This window comes from Pantoea sp. ICBG 1758 (assembly GCF_002928325.1).
GTDB lineage: Bacteria > Pseudomonadota > Gammaproteobacteria > Enterobacterales > Enterobacteriaceae > Pantoea > Pantoea eucrina.
The window spans coordinates 925619-947806 of sequence record NZ_POWL01000001.1 but is presented as its reverse complement, the minus strand read 5'-3'; the positions used below and the strand labels follow the sequence as shown (position 1 = coordinate 947806).

At 47.0% G+C, this 22188-nt stretch carries 22 protein-coding genes; 6 read left to right on the top strand and 16 right to left on the bottom strand.

What is annotated here, in order from left to right; translation table 11 throughout:
• Window positions 1–68 precede the first annotated feature (68 nt).
• The 4 genes from C1Y41_RS04730 (at window position 69) to C1Y41_RS04715 (ending at window position 2777) form a co-directional block, all read left to right on the top strand.
• Window positions 69–683: a hypothetical protein gene (locus tag C1Y41_RS04730; RefSeq protein WP_146065228.1), complete on the top strand. Its 615-nt coding sequence runs from the start codon at window positions 69–71 to the stop codon at window positions 681–683.
• A 378-nt stretch (window positions 684–1061) separates the two neighbouring features.
• Entirely contained in the window at window positions 1062–1466 is a 405-nt protein-coding gene (locus C1Y41_RS04725; protein WP_104084946.1) for a hypothetical protein, read from the top strand.
• Between the two features lie 121 nt (window positions 1467–1587).
• Window positions 1588–2379, top strand: coding sequence for an indole-3-glycerol phosphate synthase TrpC (gene trpC / locus C1Y41_RS04720; RefSeq protein WP_199181672.1), 792 nt, complete (start codon window positions 1588–1590; stop codon window positions 2377–2379).
• A 110-nt stretch (window positions 2380–2489) separates the two neighbouring features.
• Window positions 2490–2777 carry a hypothetical protein gene (locus tag C1Y41_RS04715; RefSeq protein WP_104084944.1) on the top strand — a complete coding sequence of 96 codons (288 nt, stop codon included), beginning with the start codon at window positions 2490–2492 and terminating at the stop codon, window positions 2775–2777.
• 29 nt (window positions 2778–2806) lie between these two features.
• Here C1Y41_RS04715 and C1Y41_RS04710 read toward each other — a convergent pair whose 3' ends face one another.
• Genes C1Y41_RS04710 through C1Y41_RS04700 form a run of 3 tightly spaced genes read right to left on the bottom strand, consistent with a single transcriptional unit; the run spans window position 2807 to window position 4043 of the window.
• Window positions 2807–3082, bottom strand: coding sequence for a hypothetical protein (locus C1Y41_RS04710; protein WP_104084943.1), 276 nt, complete (start codon window positions 3080–3082; stop codon window positions 2807–2809).
• A gap of 1 nt (window position 3083) precedes the next feature.
• On the bottom strand, window positions 3084–3488 hold the full coding sequence (locus C1Y41_RS04705; protein ID WP_104084942.1) for a hypothetical protein: 405 nt from the start codon (window positions 3486–3488) through the stop codon (window positions 3084–3086).
• 60 nt (window positions 3489–3548) lie between these two features.
• Window positions 3549–4043, bottom strand: coding sequence for an AraC family transcriptional regulator (locus C1Y41_RS04700; protein ID WP_104084941.1), 495 nt, complete (start codon window positions 4041–4043; stop codon window positions 3549–3551).
• A gap of 180 nt (window positions 4044–4223) precedes the next feature.
• Between C1Y41_RS04700 and C1Y41_RS19850 the strand changes: the two genes are divergently transcribed.
• On the top strand, window positions 4224–4721 hold the full coding sequence (locus tag C1Y41_RS19850; protein ID WP_146065227.1) for a hypothetical protein: 498 nt from the start codon (window positions 4224–4226) through the stop codon (window positions 4719–4721).
• Here C1Y41_RS19850 and C1Y41_RS04695 read toward each other — a convergent pair.
• From C1Y41_RS04695 to C1Y41_RS04655, 9 genes are all read right to left on the bottom strand, one after another.
• A complete protein-coding gene (locus tag C1Y41_RS04695; RefSeq protein WP_104084940.1) occupies window positions 4627–5268 on the bottom strand; it encodes a hypothetical protein in 642 nt (213 codons plus the stop codon). The genes C1Y41_RS19850 and C1Y41_RS04695 overlap by 95 nt on opposite strands.
• Window positions 5269–5553: 285 nt before the next feature.
• On the bottom strand, window positions 5554–6165 hold the full coding sequence (locus tag C1Y41_RS04690; protein ID WP_104084939.1) for a hypothetical protein: 612 nt from the start codon (window positions 6163–6165) through the stop codon (window positions 5554–5556).
• Between the two features lie 297 nt (window positions 6166–6462).
• A complete protein-coding gene (locus tag C1Y41_RS04685) occupies window positions 6463–9657 on the bottom strand; it encodes a tail fiber domain-containing protein (RefSeq protein WP_104084938.1) in 3195 nt (1064 codons plus the stop codon).
• Between the two features lie 126 nt (window positions 9658–9783).
• Entirely contained in the window at window positions 9784–12993 is a 3210-nt protein-coding gene (locus C1Y41_RS04680; protein WP_104084937.1) for a tail fiber domain-containing protein, read from the bottom strand.
• 231 nt (window positions 12994–13224) lie between these two features.
• Window positions 13225–16938, bottom strand: coding sequence for a host specificity protein J (locus tag C1Y41_RS04675; RefSeq protein ID WP_104084936.1), 3714 nt, complete (start codon window positions 16936–16938; stop codon window positions 13225–13227).
• A gap of 51 nt (window positions 16939–16989) precedes the next feature.
• On the bottom strand, window positions 16990–17580 hold the full coding sequence (locus C1Y41_RS04670) for a tail assembly protein (protein WP_104084935.1): 591 nt from the start codon (window positions 17578–17580) through the stop codon (window positions 16990–16992).
• 9 nt (window positions 17581–17589) lie between these two features.
• Window positions 17590–18189 (bottom strand): tail assembly protein, encoded by a 600-nt coding sequence (locus C1Y41_RS04665; protein WP_104084934.1) that lies wholly within the window; start codon window positions 18187–18189, stop codon window positions 17590–17592.
• A 94-nt stretch (window positions 18190–18283) separates the two neighbouring features.
• Window positions 18284–18433, bottom strand: coding sequence for a Hok/Gef family protein (locus C1Y41_RS20425; protein ID WP_104084933.1), 150 nt, complete (start codon window positions 18431–18433; stop codon window positions 18284–18286).
• A gap of 338 nt (window positions 18434–18771) precedes the next feature.
• Entirely contained in the window at window positions 18772–19245 is a 474-nt protein-coding gene (locus C1Y41_RS04655; protein WP_104084932.1) for a hypothetical protein, read from the bottom strand.
• A gap of 96 nt (window positions 19246–19341) precedes the next feature.
• Between C1Y41_RS04655 and C1Y41_RS04650 the strand changes: the two genes are divergently transcribed.
• Window positions 19342–20097, top strand: coding sequence for a hypothetical protein (locus C1Y41_RS04650; protein ID WP_104084931.1), 756 nt, complete (start codon window positions 19342–19344; stop codon window positions 20095–20097).
• Between the two features lie 109 nt (window positions 20098–20206).
• Here the strand turns inward: C1Y41_RS04650 and C1Y41_RS04645 are convergent, their stop codons facing one another.
• The 4 genes from C1Y41_RS04645 to C1Y41_RS04630 form a co-directional block, all read right to left on the bottom strand.
• Complete coding sequence (locus tag C1Y41_RS04645) at window positions 20207–20584, bottom strand: type II toxin-antitoxin system death-on-curing family toxin (protein ID WP_104084930.1); 378 nt, start codon at window positions 20582–20584, stop codon at window positions 20207–20209.
• Window positions 20581–20790 (bottom strand): type II toxin-antitoxin system prevent-host-death family antitoxin, encoded by a 210-nt coding sequence (locus tag C1Y41_RS04640; protein ID WP_158249863.1) that lies wholly within the window; start codon window positions 20788–20790, stop codon window positions 20581–20583. Before C1Y41_RS04640 ends, C1Y41_RS04645 begins: the two co-directional genes overlap by 4 nt.
• A gap of 107 nt (window positions 20791–20897) precedes the next feature.
• Complete coding sequence (locus C1Y41_RS04635) at window positions 20898–21326, bottom strand: hypothetical protein (RefSeq protein WP_104084928.1); 429 nt, start codon at window positions 21324–21326, stop codon at window positions 20898–20900.
• A 121-nt stretch (window positions 21327–21447) separates the two neighbouring features.
• On the bottom strand, window positions 21448–22161 hold the full coding sequence (locus C1Y41_RS04630; protein WP_104085342.1) for a C40 family peptidase: 714 nt from the start codon (window positions 22159–22161) through the stop codon (window positions 21448–21450).
• Between the last annotated feature and the right edge of the window lie 27 nt (window positions 22162–22188).

Here is a 22188-nt window from a genome sequence, read left to right as displayed (position 1 = left end):
GGTCGTTTAAGTGTATAGCAAAGCCCCTTCTGGGGCTTTCTCATTTGTAATTTTAAATGAGTAAAAAAATGAAAAAATCTAAAACACATCGTCCGATTATAAATATATATTTTTATTCTCCTGGTAATATCATGAGTAAGGAACCTGACTTAATTATTGATAATAAGATTGAAAGAAATCAATTTTCAACCCGAAATGAGTTTGAGAAAATCATAAAGAGAAAAAAGTTAAACTCTTTTGCTTTCCGGTTTTCTAAGGGCAAAACTGACAAAAGGATGACATCTGAAAGCTTTCATGACTTTTGGATTGAAAGAGGTTGGGGAATCAGAAGGAGCGTCAAAAATGATCGTAACCTGGCTAAAATTTTAAGGCGTCTTATGCCTAAAATTCAACATTCAGCGCGCTGGGTTTACCGTGGAGAAAGTCTGGATGATTTCAAAAAAGGGAAAGTAGGCTTTTGCTGGACAGAAAAAAAAGAAGTTGCCTATAAATTTGCGAAATATGTAAACAATTCTGGCTCAGGCGGAATTTTGTTGAAAGCCTTTGCCTCCAGTGAGGCCATCCTCGCGGGACTGCACCCAAGAAATGAAAGTTCTGTTTTGCAAGAATTTGAAATCACTGTTAATCCTTTCATGCTTGACGAGATTGAAATAATCGAAGTCTACCCTCATGAAGTTGAATAATACCCCTTGATTAGAAGGCAAACCTTAATTTGCCTTAACCAGTCTAATTAGCATGTTTTGAGAGGTTTTTTAAAATCAAGCCTTTAGAATGCAACTTTTTAAGTTGGTTATTCCTAATGATTAAACTCCTTTCAACAATCCCTCTCATTTCATGTTTAATCGGCTGTTCTGATCCTAGCGCCCCATTATGTTATGCGAAAATGAAATTAGGAGAAAAAGTCTACGAAGTGCCCATTTTTTCCTTTAATGGAATGCCTGATAGAGAATATTTAGCTGGAGGTCCAGTTTTTGGATGGACTAATAAATATCAATTCACGGATTTTTCGCAATGCGATAATAAGATTTGGTAATAATCATCTGTATTAAAAAGGAGACGATATGAATTCCATGATTGATTCAAAAAAATTTACTTATGGCGCAATCTCTATCATGAGTATGATTTCGCTTATTGATGGCACACCCGCACCAGAACAGGAAGAAGAGATGAATCGAGTTATCCTGGAAAATGAAAGAATACATTCTAATCTTGAATATGCTTTTAAAGTTAAATCAGAAGTCGAAAAGAAATTGAAATTAGATTTCGCAGAAACCTCTGAAGATATACTTTTAGATCTTGCCAAAATGAAAATAAACAAGAAAGATTCTTTTGATATTGTTGAATTAGGCATTGAATTTTTGAAATTCACAGACGTAATTTCATTACGAAAGGTTGGTGTCATTTCTTATTTCGCGTCAATTCTGAATGTTTCTCTTTCTCAACCTGTTTTTTCTCTCATTGGATAATGAATATTGGCGCTCATCTGAGCGCCTTCATCCTTCTGCGCATGTCACACACTCTGATAAGTTTTCCCTTTTCAATATGTAATCATATGTCAGCTGATGTAAGCAAAAAGGAGAAGATATTATGTATGAAATTCTTGAACATATTATTGAATTCAAGCGAGATGAAATCGCTGTAACGAAAAAACTGGTTTCGTTAGGCGCACTTGCTGAAATATCCTACAAGTTAGGACGTCGAGATTTTGTTTCGGCCCTGCGGCGTAATCTCAAGTTTGGAACCCCTGCCATCATTGCTGAGATCAAGAAGGCAAGCCCGTTCACCGATCTTGTTCGTCCTGATTACTACCCAAAGGAAATCGCCCTGTCTTATCAATTCGGCGGAGCTGTATGTTTATCGGTCGTCACTGATGAACAGTTCTGTCAGGGTTGCCCCCAAGACATCATAGACGTTCGTCATAGTGCTGACCTGCCCGTTTTACGCAAAGACTTTATTGTTGACCTCTATCAGGTCTATGAATCATCAGCGATAGGCGCTGATTGCATCTTACTTAATCCAGCTCTTCTGGATGACGTCCAGCTGAATGAATTTGAATCTTTAGCCAATGATCTTTGTATGGCTGTTCTTGTTGAGGTGCAAACGCCTCAAGAGCTTGAACGCGCTTTACATATGAAAACGCCGCTCATTGGCTTGAATAATCGTAATTTAACGACGCTCAAGGCTTCAATTGAAACCACACTCAGGATTTGCGACCAGGTTCCTGACGATCGAATTGTGGTCAGTGAAGCAGGGATAACAACACCAAATGATGTTTCGAGACTCAGAGAAGCAGGCATTAATAGTTTTCTGGTTGGAGATGACCTGATGCGTGCTGAGTTTCCTGGCTGGGAACTTGAGAAGCTGTTTTTCAAAGCATGAAGGAAAGGCGCTCACTGAGCGCCTTCTGTTTTTCTCGCTCAGACTGAGAAGTAAAGACTGATTTTTCCGGTAATGTGCCCCTTCTGATTTCACGGATTCGGAAGGTTTCAATGCAGTTTGATAAGCTATATGCCATTCAGATTTTAAAACTCTTCAAGGACTCAGAGCAAGACCACCTGACGGTTTTAGACATCAACGAAAGCGGCATTAACATTAAGACCTCAAAGTTCTATCACCACCTGAACCACCTCAATTTAGATGGTCTGGTTGAGCTGTGTAATGGCGATGAGGGTATTGGCTACTTCCCTGCCCCGATAGATGATGGGAGCATGGGGAAATGGAACATTCTTGATCTGAGAATGACACCGCGCGGTTATCAGTATCTGGAATCGTTATGAAAAAATGGCGCTCAATGAGCGCCTTACTTTCAATTCAGCGTTTCAGAGTTAAAGGGGTGTTCGGATAGTGGCTTCTCGTCTAGGAACTGGGACAGAAAATCCACCAGCCTTTCAAAATGCTCGCCATGTGGTCGCATACTTTTAAGAACAGCGATATGAGAACGCTGATACGGTTCCGGCATCATGCGAAAGAACAAGCCGAAAGCGAATTTTAATGCTTCGATTTCCTTCCCCACTTCATCAAGATCATCAATCCTGGTGTCAATTCTGAAGTTATAAATCACATTCATCTTATTTTTGTTCATATTACTTGATCCAGTATGACAAATGACGCTTGAAGGGAACGCCGAGATCGAGAGCGAACTGTTCAATGACAGAGATTTTCGGCGCGGTGATTTTCACGTTTTTTTTCAGATACTGAACACCTATATCGATCGCCAGTGCAGCGAAATCGGGACGCAATTGCATCGCGCGAACCTCAGCAAACAGTAAATCTGAGCCGTGGAAAAAATCATCTTTCAGTCGCTTCTCGATATGCTTTTTCGCCTGTATGACAAAATCATAATTCATAGCCATATCTTCATTCGCAAGGATCAGGCTCATCGCAGCCTTCTTTTCCTTAATGGTGGCGGGCTTATGAATGAAAGAGATCAGAGTGATGAGGGCGACGGTCACATAGGCAAATTTCTGTGCTTCAGTGGTGTTATTCATACTTTTCGATACTATCCAGCCTTTAAAAAAGAAAAGCGCTCTGAGAGCGCCTGAGAGCGTTTAAGCGGTAAGACGCGCAAGATCTGGACTATGCGGACGATCCCGATAGAACTTGCGAGACTTCTCACTAACACACGGACACGGAGAAACCTTAGAGGCTGAATTCATCTGAAGGATCTCTTGCATCTTCGCGCTGAGATAATCGGGGTCGTGAGTCACCCGCGCCCTGAACTCTGATGGCGTGCAACCGCAATAGCGACGGAACAAACGCGCCAGAGATTGCTGACTTGAAAAGCCGTTGTCATAACAGATATGAGTGATGCGGCTCTTAGTCCGAGCGAGCGCTTTTGCGACCTCTAAAACCCGACTCATGCGAATGTATTCAGACAACGTGTAACCCGTCACCTCACGAAATAAGCGTTGAAAATGCCAATGTGTATAGCCGCTCAGTTTTGTGACATCCGACGCCTGAATTTCAGTATTAATGTGATCGTTGATCCAATGTGTCATTTCTATGACAGTCAAGACACGAACGTTATAATTTCCGCTGTTCATTGTTCCGCACCTCAATATTAACTGAATCCCTGAACATCCAAATCAAATACATGTTCGATTCGGCATAAAGCAAAATAAATATACGAAAATTTAAAAAGCGCATTGCTTGTGATTTTGCAATTCATCCGCCGTGGTAAAACAAATATTCAACTTTCTCAACAACTTAAGGAGAACCTGAAAATGTTAAGACTCATTGGATTATTAATGGCTATTGCTGGCGCGCTATTTCTCTGCGAACACTTCCTTTTGGCGAAAGAATCTTTCGCTTCTGAGGTCGATCTCAGTACGATTCACGAAGATATTAATAATCTAATAACCGTTGTTACTGAATGTTTCTTTATTCTCTTTGGTCTTGTCCTGCTTGCTGGTAATTTCACTGAACGAAAAAAATCTGAGTCTGTGATTAAGCGAACGCATAATCTGACTGAAATTGAAGTTTCAACCCTCGTTCATGAAACCCCGACAGGATCATTCGAGCTGGATGAATCCTCTGTTGAAGAGTTGGCGCTGTCGTATCAGACAGAGTGTCCTCACCGGAATGTAAATGACATTATCAGTCTGAAAAGTCTGGAAATTGCGGCAATTACCCAACTGCTCCCATCGGCGGTGCGAGACCTGTTCGAACCTTTACTGAGGTCAAAGTTGGTTCAGTTCGATGACTCCCGAACAGGTGCGTGAGATACCTACGTTGCCGTTTAAATACATAAGTAATGATTTCGCTCAGATTGTGCATCCCTGTGCGATTCGGTAAGTAATAATCCCTCCTCGTAATGTTCTGCCGCGTAGCGTTAGAATGTTTCGCAGACGTTTGAGGATATTCCTTATCTTTACTTTGCTGTGTGACTTTCGCCGGTTGGCTAACCGGCTTTTTTTCTTCCACCCTCTGACGAATGACCCGCATAGAAACGAATTCGATCGCCTCGAACAGGTCAACAGATTGTTCCATCACAGTCACTTCAACCGGCTTAACCTCTTCTGCTACTGATTCCAGTGAATCACAAACAGATTCACTCCACTCAGTAAACCAGCGCGCAAATTTCACTTCGTTCAGCGAAAGCTTCTGGCTATCGGGTTTATGACGAGAAAGCGTGAAAAGCGCATAACCCAGAATTGAAAGTGACACTTCCACCACCGAACCACGATGGATCGTCTTCACTTCGGTTTTCGCCATGACGATTTCAGAATGGTTCTCGTCAAGAAGCTGGAAAAATTCTGTCTTGTTCATCGGTTTACCTTGTAAACATTTTTGTTTCGCATTCAGTCCATCTTAACGAGACGATTGAGCGCTGTAAACATTTTTGATGACAAAATACCAGCGGTGGGGAAAGCTCAGTTTGATACGCGGGAGGGTCAGAATGGGCAATAATGACGGCCTGTCAAAGCAGTTGGCAGACCTAACAACCTGGATTACTATCGAGTTAACTTGACTCAACCGGCTTCAGCTTATCCACTGAAGCCGGTTTTTTTATGGCAGCTTCATAAACATTCATTCACTGTAATCAGTAACGCCTTAAGTTTTAACCTCGTTCTCTTTTGAAATCACAATCACGGTTTGGTCCTGAATGTTTTCACTCGATTTAAGAATCATTTCGCTCCAGTCCTCCTGAAAAGCATCCCAGTTAGGGATCACGAAGATTTCCTGGCCATCGCTCTTAATCACATTCATTTTCGGGTTCATGAAGGCACTGGTAAGCCGCCCTTCCCAGAAATGCGCGCTTGCAAGGGTCATCGGCCCAGGCGTGATCCCGATATTGTATTGGTTTAAAAAATAATCAAAAAATTTTGTGGCCAGAAACTGAAAGGCATCAGGTTGACCGGGGACAAGCGAACTCCATACAAGACATTGAGTCAGCTTTTTGTTCAGAGAGGAATAATTTGAGAGGTTTAAAATATGATCGGAAGGAAGGTCGAAGAGACGGATAAGGAAAAGTGTTTCAGGATCAGGGTCAGAGGATATGATCCGAAACTCATTGCAGATAACAGAGCTTACCAGCCGATAAGGCTCAGGCAAAATGAAACCAGGTATCGAACTCACTTTTCCAACGTAATTCATGAACATCTTTGAATTTTCACGGTTAAGGCTGTTGTCGTTCAAAAGAACAGTAATTTGAGAGTTCTGCATGTGAAATACCTTTATTTTTTATCAAAAATTTCACAGCATTTTAATAATCACACTCCCTTTTCCCTCCCAATTCATGCGAATTTTTATCTTTATATGCGGTCTAAGCGACAATTCATTGAGCAAAAAATCATCAGGAATTAAGATTTCGCTTAGATTGATCCATTTTCAAAATTGTTCAGAGGTATTATTTAGATGAGCCATGTGCCTTTGGCTCTGCCACGGATGATCTTCATCCTAAACTTACTCTCTCTGGTTTCTTGCCAGAATACCCATCGGAAACGATGGGTTTTTTTTATTTTAAATATGGCCACCACGAAGGCCAGTCAGCTGATTTTTAAAAGAGTCTTGATCGCCATCTTCAAGATAACCTAAAGCATCAATCAGGCTTTTGATTTTTTGCTTTTCGTCTTCAAGTTGAGAAGACATGTCCTTAATGATTTTCTGTTGAGCATGAGCGGTTGTCAAAAGCAATCCGTTCATCTCCATGAGGTCAATACTTTTGTAAGCATCATCATCTGGAGTGGTGTTTACCGCTTCAGGAAGTAACATTTCAAGTTCCTGAGCGATTACACCAAATCGATGATATTTCCCTTTAACGATAATCTCACTATCAATGAATTTTCCCGCTTCATCCTGGATTTTCTTAGTGGCTTTATAATCTTTAAAATTAAAACAAACTGGATGAACCCTTTCGATTATCGAAATCGCCAGTTCCTCATCGGCATCAATGATATTTTCTTTCAGCCTTTCATCTGAATCGCTCAAAGAGATGATTTTTGTTGCACCATCCACAATCAGCATTACCTGATTAGCACCGACATCAGTAAACGCTCTGATTCGTCCACCTACAGACTGATTTCCATTGGGACAATCTAAAATCCCATCGTATGAGAACGTAAACGCTGTTTCCTGAATAGTATTATCCTGGTTGACAACACGGACATGAAGACCTCCGACACCCCCTCCACGGTTAATGACAATATCGCCCTCACCCTGACCGCCGGTTTCATTCCAGAGAAAGTGCATCCCCTGAGCGGCAACATTATTGTTAATACTGCCATTAACGCTCATGGTTGAGGTATGTACCCAAAGACCATTGAAATCGACGTTGGATATGTTCAGAAAGGATGCCTGAACGGTTCCCCCATTGAAGGACAGACCAAAGAAATTGTTATCATTATTAAGTTGGAATTGTTGTGTGGCCCTCACGATTGGCGCAACCGTTGTTCCTGCGCTATCGACTGCAACCAGCTGTCCCTCTTCCCCTGGCATGGTCCATGTTTTTGTGGCTACGGTCGATGTGCTGGCATCAATCAGACGGATTTCACCCGTGACACCCGTTCCCCATGTGACGCGAGGCCGAAAAGCAAGTGTTGCAAAGTCAGTGCCGTTCAGTTGATAGACCGAACGTAAATCGCCACCGAACGTCACGGTTCCTGAATCAGGTGCGGAGGCATCACCATTAATGACGTTAAAGTTCGTATCAGCTGCATTAAATGTGCCTGACACACGAATGATCCACATCCCTGAAGCAGAGGGTGGACGAACTTCATTGATCCCATTTTGATAAACCCCGCTCGAACGAGAGGCATCAATATTCATTTGTGAAAGTCCTGTCACGGCACTATATCCACTCAGGGGATGCATAACGTTATTAACAGTGACAACGGGGGAAGCTGAACCTTGCGCTGAATTCCAACTCAGCCAAACCTGACCATCAAAAGTTGAACCGAACTGAGCTGTGATGTTCGGCAATGCACTGGAACGGATTTCACCTGGCAACATGCCATCTTCATCACCACGAAGGAAAACCCCCTGAATGGAACCGGACTGGCGACCATTCAAATCAGGAAGCCGGAATGTTGTAGAACCATCACCGTCAGAATAATAGGCTCGTGGTCCAGTCGTTCCTGTCCAGTTAGCCTCTTCTGTGCTGACAAACAGCCCTGAAGCAACAGCGTTCCAGAGGTCGGGATAGTCTGAACGGTTCAGCATCTGACCATCAGCAGCAAGATAGCCAGCAGGTAAAGAGGCGCGTGTTCCATTCATCCACATCACAGCACCGATGAAATTATTCATCACGCCGTTAAGTGTTGCGCCATTTGATCCGCCACCACCAGCAACCGCTGAATTCAATTGCCTTAAAGTCACCAATTCGGCATCACGAGAAGCATCCACACCAACAGAAACCGAGCCTTTGAATGCGACTGACGAATCGCTTGCTGACGCAATACCAGCATCATCGAGGGTGATCAGCTGCCCTTCATCATCGGGAAGGGTCCATATCTTAACCACTTCAGCGTCAGGATTATCATCCGTAACCAGCGTGGAATCTGTAAGAACGATTTCACTAGTGGCTGGTGTGGTCCCATCTGAAACTGTTCTAAGTTCTGTGAAAGCACTTGAACCACCAGAGGCAATAGATCCTTTAAAAAACACATCGTTCGTGTCTGTGTTGATGTGGTCAATGGCTTCGGCCAACGCGTTGTTATTCTCAAGTGCGGATGCGGCATCTTCTGCCCTGTCGGCGCTCTTTCTGGCGTTAGTTGCGCTTTCAGCTGAATCACTTGCTGAACTGGCGGCATTGGTTTCTGATGTGGCGGCGGCTGACGCGCTGTCAGATGCATCACTGGCGCTTTGAGCGGCGTTCGATTCGCTGGTTCCCGCTGAGGTCGCACTATCTGCGGCATTCCCTTCACTGGTTGCCGCATTGGTTTCACTGGTTGCGGCTGCGCTCTGACTTTCTGCTGCTGCCTGCTGGCTGGCAGCGGCGGCATCTTCAGAGGATTTGGCGTTGGTTTCGGATGTGCTGGCGTTTGTTTCACTTGCTGCGGCTGCTGTCGCACTTTTAGCGGCTGCTGCTGCACTTGCTGAGGCCTGATCGAGTTCATCGCCGATTGAGCTGGCTGAATCGGCGGCTTGCTGAGCGCTGTCGGCTGCATTGGTTGCTGATGTGCTGGCATCTGAGGAACTTTGCGCAGCGGCATCTTCAGAGGCTTTGGCATTCGTTTCGCTCGTGGCGGCTGCTGTCGCGGCTGCGCTGGTCTGGTCTGCGATCTGCTGCGCTTTATCAAGGTCTGTTGCATTAATTCCTTTCGACACTTTTACCCAACTCGGACCCGAGATTTTCGTTCCATCAGGTGCGATGATAGTCACATCCCCATCAACGGTCAGAAGTTGGTTCCAGTTCGCTTTGTCTGTATTCAGCTCACGAATAGCCAGGGTAGTCTGATTGATCAGATCAGTCGGAACAGACACGAGTTGAGCACCTGAAATCACACGATAGCTTAACCCTGAGGCTGTCGGTCCAGTAAAGTCGCCTGAAAGTGTTAATTCTGTGTCTGAAGGGACTGACGTCACCGGCAATGTATAGTTCGTACCACCATCAGTACAAAGCAGATATTCACCATTTTCAACTTCTGTAGTGAAAGAGGTTCCGTCGCCCGTGACAGATGAGCTTCCATTCGTTAATGAAATCGAACCTGCTGGCATAATTACGCCTCATCGATATTTAATGCATTAGATGAAAGTTGTTTAAATAAAGAATGAATTACCGATTTTAAAGGGGGTTTATCTTCTATAGGCTTAAAGAATATTTATCCGATGTGGTTTTCTGATTTAAATATTGCCTGCACGAAGAGAGTTCAGATTATCTTTGAATGCATTCTGATCATCATCGGCAAGATAACCCAATGCCTCAATAAGTGATTTTATTGTTGCTTGTGATTTGTTCAGTTCGTCTTTTAATGTGGCTTTTTCTTTGCGAAGATTCTGAACACAAACAATCATGTCAGCCAGAATAGCGCGGTCTTTGACACCCATTACTTCAAACTTGTTCCCATCCTTATCAGTGTTTTCTCCTCCCAAATTGGTATAGCAAGGATCGATTTCATCCATTTCCTGGGCGATATAACCCCTGTCCTTTTCGCCGGTTTTCCACCACTCGAACTCAATGACCTTAATAGCATCGATCCGTTCGCCAGAACCGACTTTCACTGGTTGGATATTATCTTTCAGGCGAACATCCGACCCACCTGTAACAAACTGCCCCCCTGGTGAATAAGCATTGCCATCTTGCCTGAAAAACCAGTTATGATCGGTTCCATAACCATTCAGGTTGAAAATTCCTTGTGAATAATTTCCGACATATTCCTGGTGATACATGCCAAAAAATGCACCGCGAGCATCTCCGCCGACCCCTCGTCCAAACAACATTGAACGAACAGCTGGTGAATTAAGGAAATCGCCATTATTAGGCGTGCCGGTAGCCGTAACAGCGGCAGCAATATCAGCATTTGATGACAGGATTTCACCATTTAGCGCTGTCATTCCGCCAGGAACGACCATCGCACCATTACCTGTCATGAAGAAGTTCCGTGATGCCCCCCCATCTTGCGACACCTCAAACACCAGACCACCATCAGCTGAATTACGGTATGCCCGCATCTGGCCGAAGCTTTGCGCCGTTTCTGAACGATAGTTTCCGCCGTTGCGATTATTGTCGCTTCCGGTTCCTGATCCTTCACGGTAAGTCATGCCTGATCGACTGAAGATAACAGTGTCTGTCAAAATCTCGTCTGTGGTTTTATCGATAATATCCAGCATTGCTACGGGTGTTTGACCTACTGTCAAATTAACGCGCAGCTGAGCTGCTGCGAGGTTATTTCCGCCCGCGTTATAGATAGAATCGATTACACCTCCATTGACGACAGAACCTGAAGCCGGAAGCGCTTCATCCGCTGTGATGACCTGAAAGCTTGTATCGGCTTTGAATATGCCATTAACCCGAATCATCCAAATACCCAGGGCGGATGAGGGACGAATCTCAGTAGGAGAACGTCCGTATCCTGCATAGCTCTTGCTGGCGTCAAAAGTCAGATCATTGCCCGTTAGCGGCGTATTCTGGACTATTGGAGAAGCGCCAACCGCAGGCGAACTTATGTTGTTATTAACGTATGGTGCGCCATAGGCTTTATCTGTTGTCCCTTTACCTATAGCGCCCCTAACTTGCGAGTTTGTCTTATTGATCACTCCTACCGCGCCACCTGCTGACCATGAGCCAACTATGTTTGGTGCGCCGTCCTGATGAGCTTTACCGACATTAGGGTTAACGACTCCTACGCCTCGCAAATACAGGTTAGGAACGGAGGTGGATTGCGTCCCGTTCAGGTCAGGAAGTCGGAATGTCGTTGAACCATCACCTGTTGAATAAGAGGCCTGGTTATTGTGCCCCCCCGAATCAATACCCGCCAGCCAGTCATCGTCAGAAACTGAGATGAAAAATCCACTTTCAACAGCATTCCACAAGTCAGGATAATCTGCACGATTCAGAATCTGTCCATCAGCGGGGAGATAACCCGGCCAGATCGCAGCTCGCGAACCGTTAAACCATTCAACCGCACCCAACGCATTATTCATCACGCCATTTAGTGTTGGACCGCCTGAAACAGAACCCGCTGTTGCCGATCGCAACTGGCGAAGGGTCACGAGATCATTATCTTTTACCGCTTCAACCCCAACACTGACAGCGCCGTCAAAGGTCACATTGCTTTCTGAAACGGATTCGATGCCGGTATCAGCAAGCCGGATTAATTGGCCTTCTTCATCTGGCATAGACCACGTTTTAATGACTGTCGCGTCCGGCTCTTCATCGGTAACACCCGTATTATCGGTGAGGACGATTTCGCTTGTTGCGGGTGTGGTTCCATCTGAAATAGTGCGTAATTCCGTGAATGCACTTGTTGCACCTGATGCGATTGAGGCTTTAAAAAACACATCATGGGTATCGGTGTCGATGTGATCGATGGCGTTCGCAAGTGCGTTATTGTTCTCCAGTGCATCGGCTGCGGCCTCTGCACGATCTGCGCTTGCGCTGGCGCTGGTGGCGTTATCTGCCGAATCACTCGCTGAACTTGCGGCGTTAGTTTCTGATGTGGCGGAAGCGGTGGCGCTGTCTGCTGAGTCGCTCGCGCTCTGCGATGCGTTCTGCTCGCTGGTGGCTGCGGCATTTGCACTATCTGCGGCATTCGCTTCACTGCTTGCCGCATTAGTTTCACTGGCGGCGGCTGCGCTCTGACTTTCTGCTGCGGTCTGCTGGCTGGCAGCGGCGGCATCTTCAGAAGCTTTGGCGTTGGTTTCTGATGTGCTTGCGTTTGCTTCGCTGGCTGCGGCGTCTGTTGCACTTTTAGCGGCGGCTGCTGCACTTGCTGACGCCTGATCGAGTTCATCGCCGATTGAGCTGGCTGAATCGGCGGCTTGCTGAGCGCTTTCGGCGGCATTTGTTGCTGAAGTGCTGGCATCTGATGAACTTTGCGCGGCGGCATCCTCAGAAGCTTTGGCGTTCGTTTCACTTGTGGCAGCAGCTGTCGCGGCGGCGCTGGTCTGGTCTGCGATTTGCTGCGCCTTATCAAGATTGGTCGCATCAATCCCTTTTGAGACGGCTGGCCAGCTCGGCCCCGTGGTTTGCGTTCCGTCAGGATTGGTAATGGTCACATTACCATCTTCGGTCAGCAGTTTTTGCCAGTTGGCCCGATCTGCCTGGTCCTGAAGAAGTGCGTTCGTAACCTGTGTTATTAGCCGAGTGGGAATAGCTTGCATCTGTGATGAGGGGATGACGTTAAACGGTAATTCGCTCTTAGTCGGTCCAGCAAAAACAGGTTTAATCGTCAGGCTAGTATCACTTGAGATTGCGCTGACAGGATAAGCATAACTGATTCCGTCGCTCGTAAAGGCGATGTAATCACCAATTTTTACTTCATTTGTGAAGGAGGTTCCTTCTCCTGTGACAGTTCCGCTTCCGTTCGTTAAAGAAATCGAGCCTGCTGGCATAATTTCGCCCTATCTATATTTAAATCATCTGAAGGAAAAATCGTTTAACTATGAGAGAAGTTTTTTCTTATAAAAACAAAAAAAATTTAATAAATTAAAGTTAAAGAATATATAAAAAAGCCTGGCTAACGGGCCTCAGTTAATTAGCTAGTTAGTGAAAAATGATATTTTGTTTATCTGTGCTCTTACTTGCACGGACAAGCTATGTCGATAAAGTTATTGTCATACTTTTCAGAACGAACTTGCCGCCCAGGCCACTCCGCTAGTGCTTCTCATGACGAGAATGTTTCCCGTAAATGTCACAGCCCCATTATAATTTCGGCTATTAACACGAAGATAAATCGCCTCAGTAGCATCAAAAGAAGAAGCAGGAATATTCACTGTTACAGTTTGATTTCTTGCGCCACTTTGGTTACCAGCTTCAAAGGAATAACCCACGGAACCATTTGCAGTTACAAAGTCAACCACGTTTCTTTCACCACCGAAATTAAATTGAATGGGTTGAGTGAACGTCGCAATGCGAGGGAAAGGAGCGCCGGGGAATGTACAAATCAAATATAATTGGCCTTTTACGATTGAATTAGGATTACTTAGCTGTGAACCAAGATGAAACAAATTGCCTTCACCACGGCTATCAGACCCAATAATCAGATCACCCTGGATGTTTTGCGCACGAAGAAGCTGAACATCACAGGTTCCATCGATTGTGACGTTGGACATATGGCCACTAGTGGCTTCAATGTCTCCACGAACCGTCACGCCACTGAATTCAGCACCGCCGTTTTTGTTAATGGACCAGCCTGTCGATCCTGAAACATAATTGTTCGACTGAATGAAATCCCCGATCTTCGCATTCGTGATCGAGGCGTCCTGAATGAAAGCCTGATTAATAAAGGTCTGGCCGTTGAAGACGCTGAACGCCAGCTGAAACTGACTCGGATCGGAACCTGAATAAATCCCGAACTGGTTGGCGTTGAAGATGGTGGTCGCGGTATAGCCACCCGCACCATTAGGCGCAACACCGAGCGCGAACCCTGCACCATAAAACGTTCCCCCCCGTGTCACACCCGCACGAAGCGAGAACGTCGCCGTTCCGGTTCCATCATCCTGAATGTTGGCGGTCAGTTTGGTATCAACAAGGGCTGACGTATCATCCTGAACGGCCTGAAGCTGCGTTTCAAAGGTCGCTATGGAAGATTGAGCATCGGCAAGGGCTTGTTGAACCGTTGTGATCGAGGAATTAATGTCGCCGAATTCAGCCTGAACTTCCGTATCAAGCTCAGCGAGTGCCTGAGTATTATCGGCAACCGTGGTCTGAACAGTCAGAATTGAGGCCTTCACCTCGCCATACTGCTGAAACTGAAGATTGCTCGTGGCGTTATTAGCCAGCGAGTTCTGAAGAACCGCCTGAGAGAGGTCATCGAGGTTGTCGGTCATCTGCTGGAAAGCGGGTGACGCCTCAATCTCATTACTGATGTCGCCGATAATATCTGGGATGTTGTCCGATGCCTGACCTCTTATCCAGTCCGTATAGCCTGACTCATTTCCTGATTTGTCCACCAGCTGCGCGCGGAACCAGAATCCCTGACCCGAAAGCAATCCCTGCATCACATAAACATGGCTGGGATAAGCGACATCAGAAAGCAACGTGGCATCCGTTCCATCGGCATTCGTTGCATATTGAATTGTGGTCTTCAACGTGTCTTCGGTGTTGTCCGGGAATCCCCAGGTTAATGTGATGCCCCAGACAATATCCGTTGTTGCACTGAACCCGAGTGGCTTCGGTGGGTTGCCGACCTTGCCGGTTAATTCGACCGGATCAGATGTGGTCCAGCCAGATGAAATCTCAGCGGCATTAATGGCGCGAACCCGAACCGTGTAAGTGCCGGTATAGATTGCCGGAACCTCAAATGAAATCGTTGAGGTGCGCGGCACATTGATCCAGTTACCCGAATTGCGCCGCCATTGTGCCTCATAGGCAAGCGCGTTCGCGGTCGGATCCCACTGAACGCGCATGGTTTGAAGGCTGATTCCTTGATTCACCACGCTGTATTCACCGATCACGATGTTTTGTGGGGCATTCTGTGTGCCTGCGGGAATGACACTGACAGGACGTGAATCGAGCTGCGCGCCGGTATCGATGGCATCATATTTTGAGGGATCGTAAGTGCTACCGGTAATGCTGAAATTACCGTCATCGTCCATCGAGATCATCGAGACGCGATAGAGTTGCGCCAGCACGTCGGCGGATTCCACCACCCACACCGATTCCGCCTCAGGCGTTTCTGAATAAGCCGTTGAGACGGTCACAAGGTTTTCAGCGATCGACTCAATCGTTCTCGCCTCAGAAATCCCCGAAGGCAGGTTAAGCTGAAGCCTGTCGCCTTCACTCGCATCAGGCGTTCTGTCGAGAGTAATGACACGACCGTTCACGGAACGGATTCGCCCACCGGCAATCCTGCCTGAAAGGTATTCATCCGCAACGGCGATGATATAGCCTGGAAGCGGAATATCACCATCAAGCCCCACCTGAAACGTGATCACCCGGTCCTGAACGTTGGTTAAAATCCCCCACCGACCGCGCCGATCTGCTTCGCTCTGGCGGGTGCAGGCGATCGCCGTCAGTTCGAGCTGATTAAACGTCTTGTAACGGTTAACAAGATCGGGTTCAAACACCGGCTGAACCGCATCCGCATACCCGTTATCAGGATCGGAATAAGACACCAGTGCTGAGGTATAGCGCGTTTTGGTGTTCGAGCTGGAGTAAGCAAACTGACCATCGATCACATTGGCGTTTGTATAGTTGTAATCGACATCGCGCGGCATATCCGCCAGCGCCACAATCTGATCGCCTGCCCAGTACGTCATTCCCCGGAATATCGCCGCAAAGTCGCGAAAGACGGTATAAGCATCCGAGCGGTTCTGAACATACACATCGCATTTAAAACGCGGTTCGGTTCCGCTGCCGCCCTTTCCGTCTGGAACCAGCTCATCGCAATACTGGGCGACAGTATAGAGCGTCCATTTATCGATGTTGTCGGCGGTCAGCCTGTCACCGAGTCCGAACCGATCGGTGACAACAAGATCATAAAAGACCCAGGCAGGATTATCGGTCCACGCGAATTTAAACGTGCCGTCCCATTCGCCTGAATAGGTGCGCGCATCTGGATCGTAATTATCCGGCACACGGATAATTCGCCCTTTCGGCTCACAGGTGATTTGAGGAACGTTCCCGGAAAACTGACGGGAATCAAATTCCATATAAAGAAGCGCGGTCAGCGGATAGCGAAGTTTGGCATCGATAACTTCGGTATAGCTTTCGAGCGTCATGGTATCGCCGACGCGCGCGGAATTCTGAACCGGCGTGGTTCGGGTTAAACGAACGGTCCATGTCGAACCATCCTGCGGCAAATCGACGCGATGGCTTCGCTCATAGCCCGTTGTTGTCTTGCCGGTAACAGCGGTATCAATGACCGTCTGAAATGCGCCGCCATCCGTTGAGACCGAGATGTTATAGGCGATCGAATACCCATTCAGATCCCCGTTATCTTCCTGTTCGAACAACGATGGCCACTGAATGCGAAGACGTATCGCCGACAGCGTGGAATCCGTAAACGTTCGGGTAAAGCCGGACGTTTCTGTGATGGCTGTTCCCACCGCAATTTCGTTTTCTGTTCCCGGCAAACCCTGAATATAAGTCTGGTCCTGGGTGCCTGGGCGAAACTCCCATGTCACCCCGCTGAAGTTACTTGACCCATCCGCGTTATTCAGAGGTGTGCCATCGAGAAAAATATTCTGTCCGGTCAACTCACCGCCAAATTCCCCTTCACCCAGTGCGATAAGGATTTTCTCTTTCGCGACAGACTGAAGATCATCCGGCTGTTCGACCGGCGTTCGTGGCGAGGATGAGCCGCCCTTATTACCTGAAATCTCTTTCTTTGCCATATCGCGCCCATAAAAAAAGACCGCCTGGGCGGTCTATTCGGATGACAAAAGTTATTGCTGGTCTTCGACGTAGATTCCGGCGGAGACGATCGCCCCACCGATTCGCCGTTTCCCATAAAGCAGCGGAACCGGATAGCCCTGAGAGGCGGTGTTGGTGGGCTGGCCAAAGGCATATGACGGCTGATTATCAGAATCGTCTTTGTACGATAAGCCCTGCGCCTGAGGAGAAAGCATCTGGACCACCCCACCGAGCGTGACGGCCACGCCAGCCTGGAAGACAAAGTTACTTCCGGCAATGGCTGAACCCCACGGCGCGAAGGTCGCGATAGCTATTAACGCCACACCGACAATCGTCTGAAGCAGACCCGCGCGCTTACTGCCCATGATGACCGGCACGATTCGGATCACATCACCTGAGACAGGTTTTTTCAGATCATCGAAACCGATATTTTGTTTGCCTGTAAAAACCGAAAACGTGAGGCCTCGCTTTCGGCTCGAAATCATGTATTTCTCAAAGCCTTTAATGGTGGCCGCCAGCGCGGGACAGGCTTCCTGTGTGCGGGAAATCAGTCGGTGATGCACCTTCCCGAAGGTTTTACCCAGCACGCCACCCAACTCGATTCGCGTCAGCATTTCAGTCATGGGTGTTCCTTATTGCTGGTCTTCAACATAAACTCCGGCGGAGATAACCGCACCACCGATGCGACGCCTGCCATAAAGAAGTGGCACGGGATAACCTTGAGCGGCGGTATTCACGGCGGGGCCAAAGGCATATGACGGCGCATTGTCTGCATCATCCTTATGCGCGAGACCAGGCGGTTGTGGGGATAGCATCTGGATCACCCCGCCTATCAACATCGCCCCGCCAAACTTCGCAATCCCCGCTCCAACGGCTGATGCTGTTCCGCCCGTGAAGTAACTGATGGCCACGCCGACCACCACCAGCACCGCCCCGATGATCGTCTGAAAAAGACCGCTGCGTTTACTGCCAATGAGGACCGGCACTATCTTGATCGTCTCGCCGGTAACGGGATAACTCAGCTCTTCGAAGCTGATGTTTGTCTTGTCTTTGAAAACCGAGAAGGTCAGGCCGCGTCGCTTGCTGGTGATCATGAAAGATTCAAACCCTTTAATCGTGGCGGCGAGCGCGCGCGCAGCTTCCTGCGTTCGCGTGATAGAACGATAATGCACTTTCCCGAAGGTTCGACCGAGCACCCCGCCCAGTTCGATTCGGGTCATTACTTCAGCCATATTTCACCCACAAAAAAACCCGCTCAAGGCGGGTTTGCTGCGCTGTTCGGAAAGCCAGACAAATAAGCGGCGGCGAACCGCCGCTATCAGCCCCTTACCGTTTAAGTTCGTAGCTCAAACCTGCATCGACCTCGATGAGCTTCGTTTTCACACGAAAATCACAAAGTCTGTCTCGTTCTAACCACACACTCGCGAGGATGGTGAGACAGATCAGGACAGCTATCGCTGTCGCCTTGTTTAGCATTTTGAGCCTCCTTAATTGCCTTACGGCGGGTAAGGGGCTAGAATCATGTTGTCTAGGCATGAAACCGGCCCCAGTTGAGTTGAAAAATTCGCTGGGGCTTTCTTCTGTCTGCCGACAACTCACGCTCCCGACACACATCCGAAAGCGCAGCGCCGGTATTTTATTGTTCTGTGAAACAGAAAAATGCTCAATCTATGCGCCTCTTCCCCTGATCAACAAAAGCATTATCAAATATCTGAATAATCACGTTTAACATTAACCAGCTTCGGCTTGCTTTTATCTCAATGAGACTTAAGCTAAGGATTTATAACCCACCATGCGTGATCCTTTTTGATAAATCAGCGACGAAAAGGTGTCGGTTTTTTCCATTTGAATGAAGAATCTTTTTTTTCTTCTTCTTTAGATTGCATGGTTTTGCGTTTTCTCAGAACAATTTTGACTGCTTTAGCTTTAACAATCTCGCGGTCATGTTTGCTGAATCCACCCTTTGGAGAATTTATTTCAGCCTTGTTAATTTTTTCTTGAACGTCTCTCTTCTCATCTTCCGTTAACGAGACGTGATGGCTGAGTTTCGGGGTTTGAACGAATCTGATCCGTGAGAGTTCATCATCAGTAACAATTGCCCCCAGAAGTTGTTCGAATGAAACCGGTTGGGTTTTCCGACTCTTCCGAATCAACTGAGCACATAACTTGAGAACCTTACGCCGATATGGCGAAGGCAACCGCTTAACCTCAAGCTTCTTCTCTTCATGCTCAAGTATATTAATGATGAGCTTTCGCTCTTCATCTGAAAATTGAACGTTCAGATTCATGCTGTTACCTCGTGAACGTGGTATGTCCACGTAACCTGTGCTTCAATTAGTGTCTTCATAACCTCTCCTGGAGTTTTTAATGAAGAGCGTGAAGAAATGATTCATTATCACGGCGGTCCCATTACGCCTGAGACCTGCGCCATCCGTGCATGGAAAGCCCGTCATGCGTTTATCTCTTTTGCTTACCCCAAACAAATTCATCTCGCGTCTGAATACTGCCAGTCATTCGCACTGGACAACGGCGCGTTTACGGCATGGAAAGCCGCTGGGGGGAACAAAACAGACTGGGACGATTATTATGAGTTTGTGGCGCGCTGGAAAAATCATCCGGGATTCGATTTTGCGATCATCCCTGACGTTATCGACGGCGGCGAATCAGAGAATGATGCCCTGCTTGAGGAATGGCCTCACGGCGATTTTTCCGGCGTGCCGGTCTGGCATATGAACGAAAGTCCAGAGCGGTTTATTCGCCTGTGTTCGGTATATCACCGGGTCGCGATTGGCAGTTGCGGAGAATATGACGTTTCACGGCCAAAAATCGCTGTGGCGCGCATGAAAGACATCATTCGGCATGTTACCGACACGCATAATCAGCCGATTGCGAAGCTCCACGGTTTACGGATGCTCAATCCGCAAATATTCACTGAACTGCCGCTTGCCAGTGCTGACAGTACAAACGTTGCAAGGAACATCGGCATCGATAAGGCCTGGAAAGGCGCTTATGCGCCCGCCTCAAAAGAAACACGCGCGGCGTTGATGGTTGAGCGTATCGAATCGCATAACAGTCCGGGTGAATTGAGGTATTCCGGGAAAGCGGATCGCGTCCAAAATCCATTACAACTCGCTATATGAGGGAAAGGAATGAAACGGATTTCACCCATCCCTTCAAGAATGAACGCTGACTGACTCAATGCCTGCCCTAATAAAAAACCCGCCGAAGCGGGTTTAAAGAAACGTATTATCAGACTTGTAACGATCTGAAAATGGCGGCAAGTTGCATATAGTCAGCCTCACCTGTTGCAGCTTCGACAATCGCGCTCTCAAGAACATCGCGGTCATTTCGCAGCGTTATGCCATTGCATAAGAGAAATTGCATTGCCACAACAAACGCCGTCCGCTTATTGCCATCATTAAAAATATGTCCTCTTGCGATAGCGACTGTATATAGACCAGCAATCACAAAAAGATCTGGCTCGATCTCACCATAAGAGAGCGCATTATTAATGCGAAAGGCGACAGATTCCGCTCGACCTGCATCAGATATGCCCGATAAGCCAGGCGAACGCCTTAAAATATAGTCGTGCGCCTCTATGATCCCTTTCCCATCGATCAGTTTCATCGATCGGAAAGTGCCTCGATCACATCACCATGCCGCTCAAAGATGAAACTCAATTCCTGTTCGATTTTCAACCGTTTAAAGGCCTCATAATCTTCAAACGAAATGACCGCCTTCAGAGGTTTTCCGCGTTGGGTTAACACGACATCCTCAGTTCCGTTCATGATTTCCGCCATGTTCTGACGGGCTTCTGCGCTACTCATTTGCATAAGATGACCTCTTGTTATGTACATCTTTAATATACATATAAGAGGGGCAAAAGTAAAAAAATAAACCCGTGTGCGTCAATCAAAAAACCCGCCGAAGCGGGTTTGTGTTACTTGATAGACGTGGGATGGATGCCTAAGGGATCATCACCGATTGAGGAAATCCGAAAGCGTTTCGTTTCATGAGGTTTTAAGGTCACGGAAATCTCTTTGAAAAGACTATCAGCGGACACTGAACACAATCCACGGCCTTGATCATCGCCTTTGAAACCTAATAAATGATCACCATGAGGAACGGCGATGGTAAGGGTTTCGCCGGTATCGATTCGCGCAATATCCATTCCGTCAAGCGTAGGCACGCCATAACATCCGCCCATCATATAACCAGTATCGCGGGTAATGGTGATCGCGGCATCGCCTTTGCCATGATAGGAAATCCGATCGGCGGGAACGTGTTTCGCCTGAGAAGGACTGACAGGCGACGTTGCGCATCCGGCTAACATTAACGCGCTGAGTAAGAGAAGACCTGTTTTTTTCATGATAAACCTGTGAAGCATTTTTGTTTACAGATAGTTTACCGTCATGATCATCGCAGATTTTTCTTTTAATGCGAAAAAGCGGTTAGTCATTCCACTGAACATCCTCATAAAACCTTTCATTTTACTCAAAAAGTGTGTGATACCTGACAATCTTGATCGTCCTTTCCCGCCAGTACCCGCCGTAAGGGGTTCGATTGCTGGGACGGCCATAAAGATGATGAAGCATCATGTTCCCTTCGAGATAGATGCCCGCGTGGTTCCACTTCTTACTTTGGATCTGCATCATAATGAGGTCGCCAGGTTGAGGTTTGCCGACAAATTCCCGAAATCCGCAATCAAACCAGTTATCCCGATAAAGGTTTTCAGGGTGGCCATCTTCCCACCACGGAAAATTAACGCGGTAATCGTGAAGTTCGATGCCGTGAACCTGCCGAAAGTAGCTCATCACCAGCCCCCAGCAATCCGTGTGACCGAGCACAAACGGACGTTCGATAAGCGGTAATTCACCCCGAGGATAAATCCATTTCAAATCCCCTTCAGGCCAGCTCACGATGACCCACGGTACACAGGAATCATCACACATCGCCCGATCGAGCTGACTCGGTTGCGTGGTGGCGTCTGGATGGCTATGCACAATCGCAGAAATGACGCCTAAATCCTCAGCGGCGGCGAAGTCTTTGGGATTGAGAATGAACTGATCAGTCGGGCTGGCGGAAAGGTTCTGGCAGGGAAAATAAAACTCCTGCTCGCTATTCTGGACCATGACGCCGCAACATTCTGACGGGTAATCTAGTTTTGCGTGCTCAAATATGGCGTTTTTAATTTGCTGGTTCATGATACCGCCCATAAAAAACCCCGCTTT

Excerpts from the sequence above, each read along its gene's own strand:
- C1Y41_RS04730 (WP_146065228.1), top strand. The coding sequence starts at position 69 with ATGAAAAAATCTAAAACACATCGTCCGATTATAAATATATATTTTTAT.
- C1Y41_RS04725 (WP_104084946.1), top strand. The coding sequence starts at position 1,062 with ATGAATTCCATGATTGATTCAAAAAAATTTACTTATGGCGCAATCTCT.
- trpC (WP_199181672.1), top strand. The coding sequence starts at position 1,588 with ATGTATGAAATTCTTGAACATATTATTGAATTCAAGCGAGATGAAATC.
- C1Y41_RS04715 (WP_104084944.1), top strand. The coding sequence starts at position 2,490 with ATGCAGTTTGATAAGCTATATGCCATTCAGATTTTAAAACTCTTCAAG.
- C1Y41_RS04710 (WP_104084943.1), bottom strand. The coding sequence starts at position 3,082 with ATGAACAAAAATAAGATGAATGTGATTTATAACTTCAGAATTGACACC.
- C1Y41_RS04705 (WP_104084942.1), bottom strand. The coding sequence starts at position 3,488 with ATGAATAACACCACTGAAGCACAGAAATTTGCCTATGTGACCGTCGCC.
- C1Y41_RS04700 (WP_104084941.1), bottom strand. The coding sequence starts at position 4,043 with ATGAACAGCGGAAATTATAACGTTCGTGTCTTGACTGTCATAGAAATG.
- C1Y41_RS19850 (WP_146065227.1), top strand. The coding sequence starts at position 4,224 with ATGTTAAGACTCATTGGATTATTAATGGCTATTGCTGGCGCGCTATTT.
- C1Y41_RS04695 (WP_104084940.1), bottom strand. The coding sequence starts at position 5,268 with ATGAACAAGACAGAATTTTTCCAGCTTCTTGACGAGAACCATTCTGAA.
- C1Y41_RS04690 (WP_104084939.1), bottom strand. The coding sequence starts at position 6,165 with ATGCAGAACTCTCAAATTACTGTTCTTTTGAACGACAACAGCCTTAAC.
- C1Y41_RS04685 (WP_104084938.1), bottom strand. The coding sequence starts at position 9,657 with ATGCCAGCAGGTTCGATTTCATTAACGAATGGAAGCTCATCTGTCACG.
- C1Y41_RS04680 (WP_104084937.1), bottom strand. The coding sequence starts at position 12,993 with ATGCCAGCAGGCTCGATTTCTTTAACGAACGGAAGCGGAACTGTCACA.
- C1Y41_RS04675 (WP_104084936.1), bottom strand. The coding sequence starts at position 16,938 with ATGGCAAAGAAAGAGATTTCAGGTAATAAGGGCGGCTCATCCTCGCCA.
- C1Y41_RS04670 (WP_104084935.1), bottom strand. The coding sequence starts at position 17,580 with ATGACTGAAATGCTGACGCGAATCGAGTTGGGTGGCGTGCTGGGTAAA.
- C1Y41_RS04665 (WP_104084934.1), bottom strand. The coding sequence starts at position 18,189 with ATGGCTGAAGTAATGACCCGAATCGAACTGGGCGGGGTGCTCGGTCGA.
- C1Y41_RS20425 (WP_104084933.1), bottom strand. The coding sequence starts at position 18,433 with ATGCTAAACAAGGCGACAGCGATAGCTGTCCTGATCTGTCTCACCATC.
- C1Y41_RS04655 (WP_104084932.1), bottom strand. The coding sequence starts at position 19,245 with ATGAATCTGAACGTTCAATTTTCAGATGAAGAGCGAAAGCTCATCATT.
- C1Y41_RS04650 (WP_104084931.1), top strand. The coding sequence starts at position 19,342 with ATGATTCATTATCACGGCGGTCCCATTACGCCTGAGACCTGCGCCATC.
- C1Y41_RS04645 (WP_104084930.1), bottom strand. The coding sequence starts at position 20,584 with ATGAAACTGATCGATGGGAAAGGGATCATAGAGGCGCACGACTATATT.
- C1Y41_RS04640 (WP_158249863.1), bottom strand. The coding sequence starts at position 20,790 with ATGCAAATGAGTAGCGCAGAAGCCCGTCAGAACATGGCGGAAATCATG.
- C1Y41_RS04635 (WP_104084928.1), bottom strand. The coding sequence starts at position 21,326 with ATGAAAAAAACAGGTCTTCTCTTACTCAGCGCGTTAATGTTAGCCGGA.
- C1Y41_RS04630 (WP_104085342.1), bottom strand. The coding sequence starts at position 22,161 with ATGAACCAGCAAATTAAAAACGCCATATTTGAGCACGCAAAACTAGAT.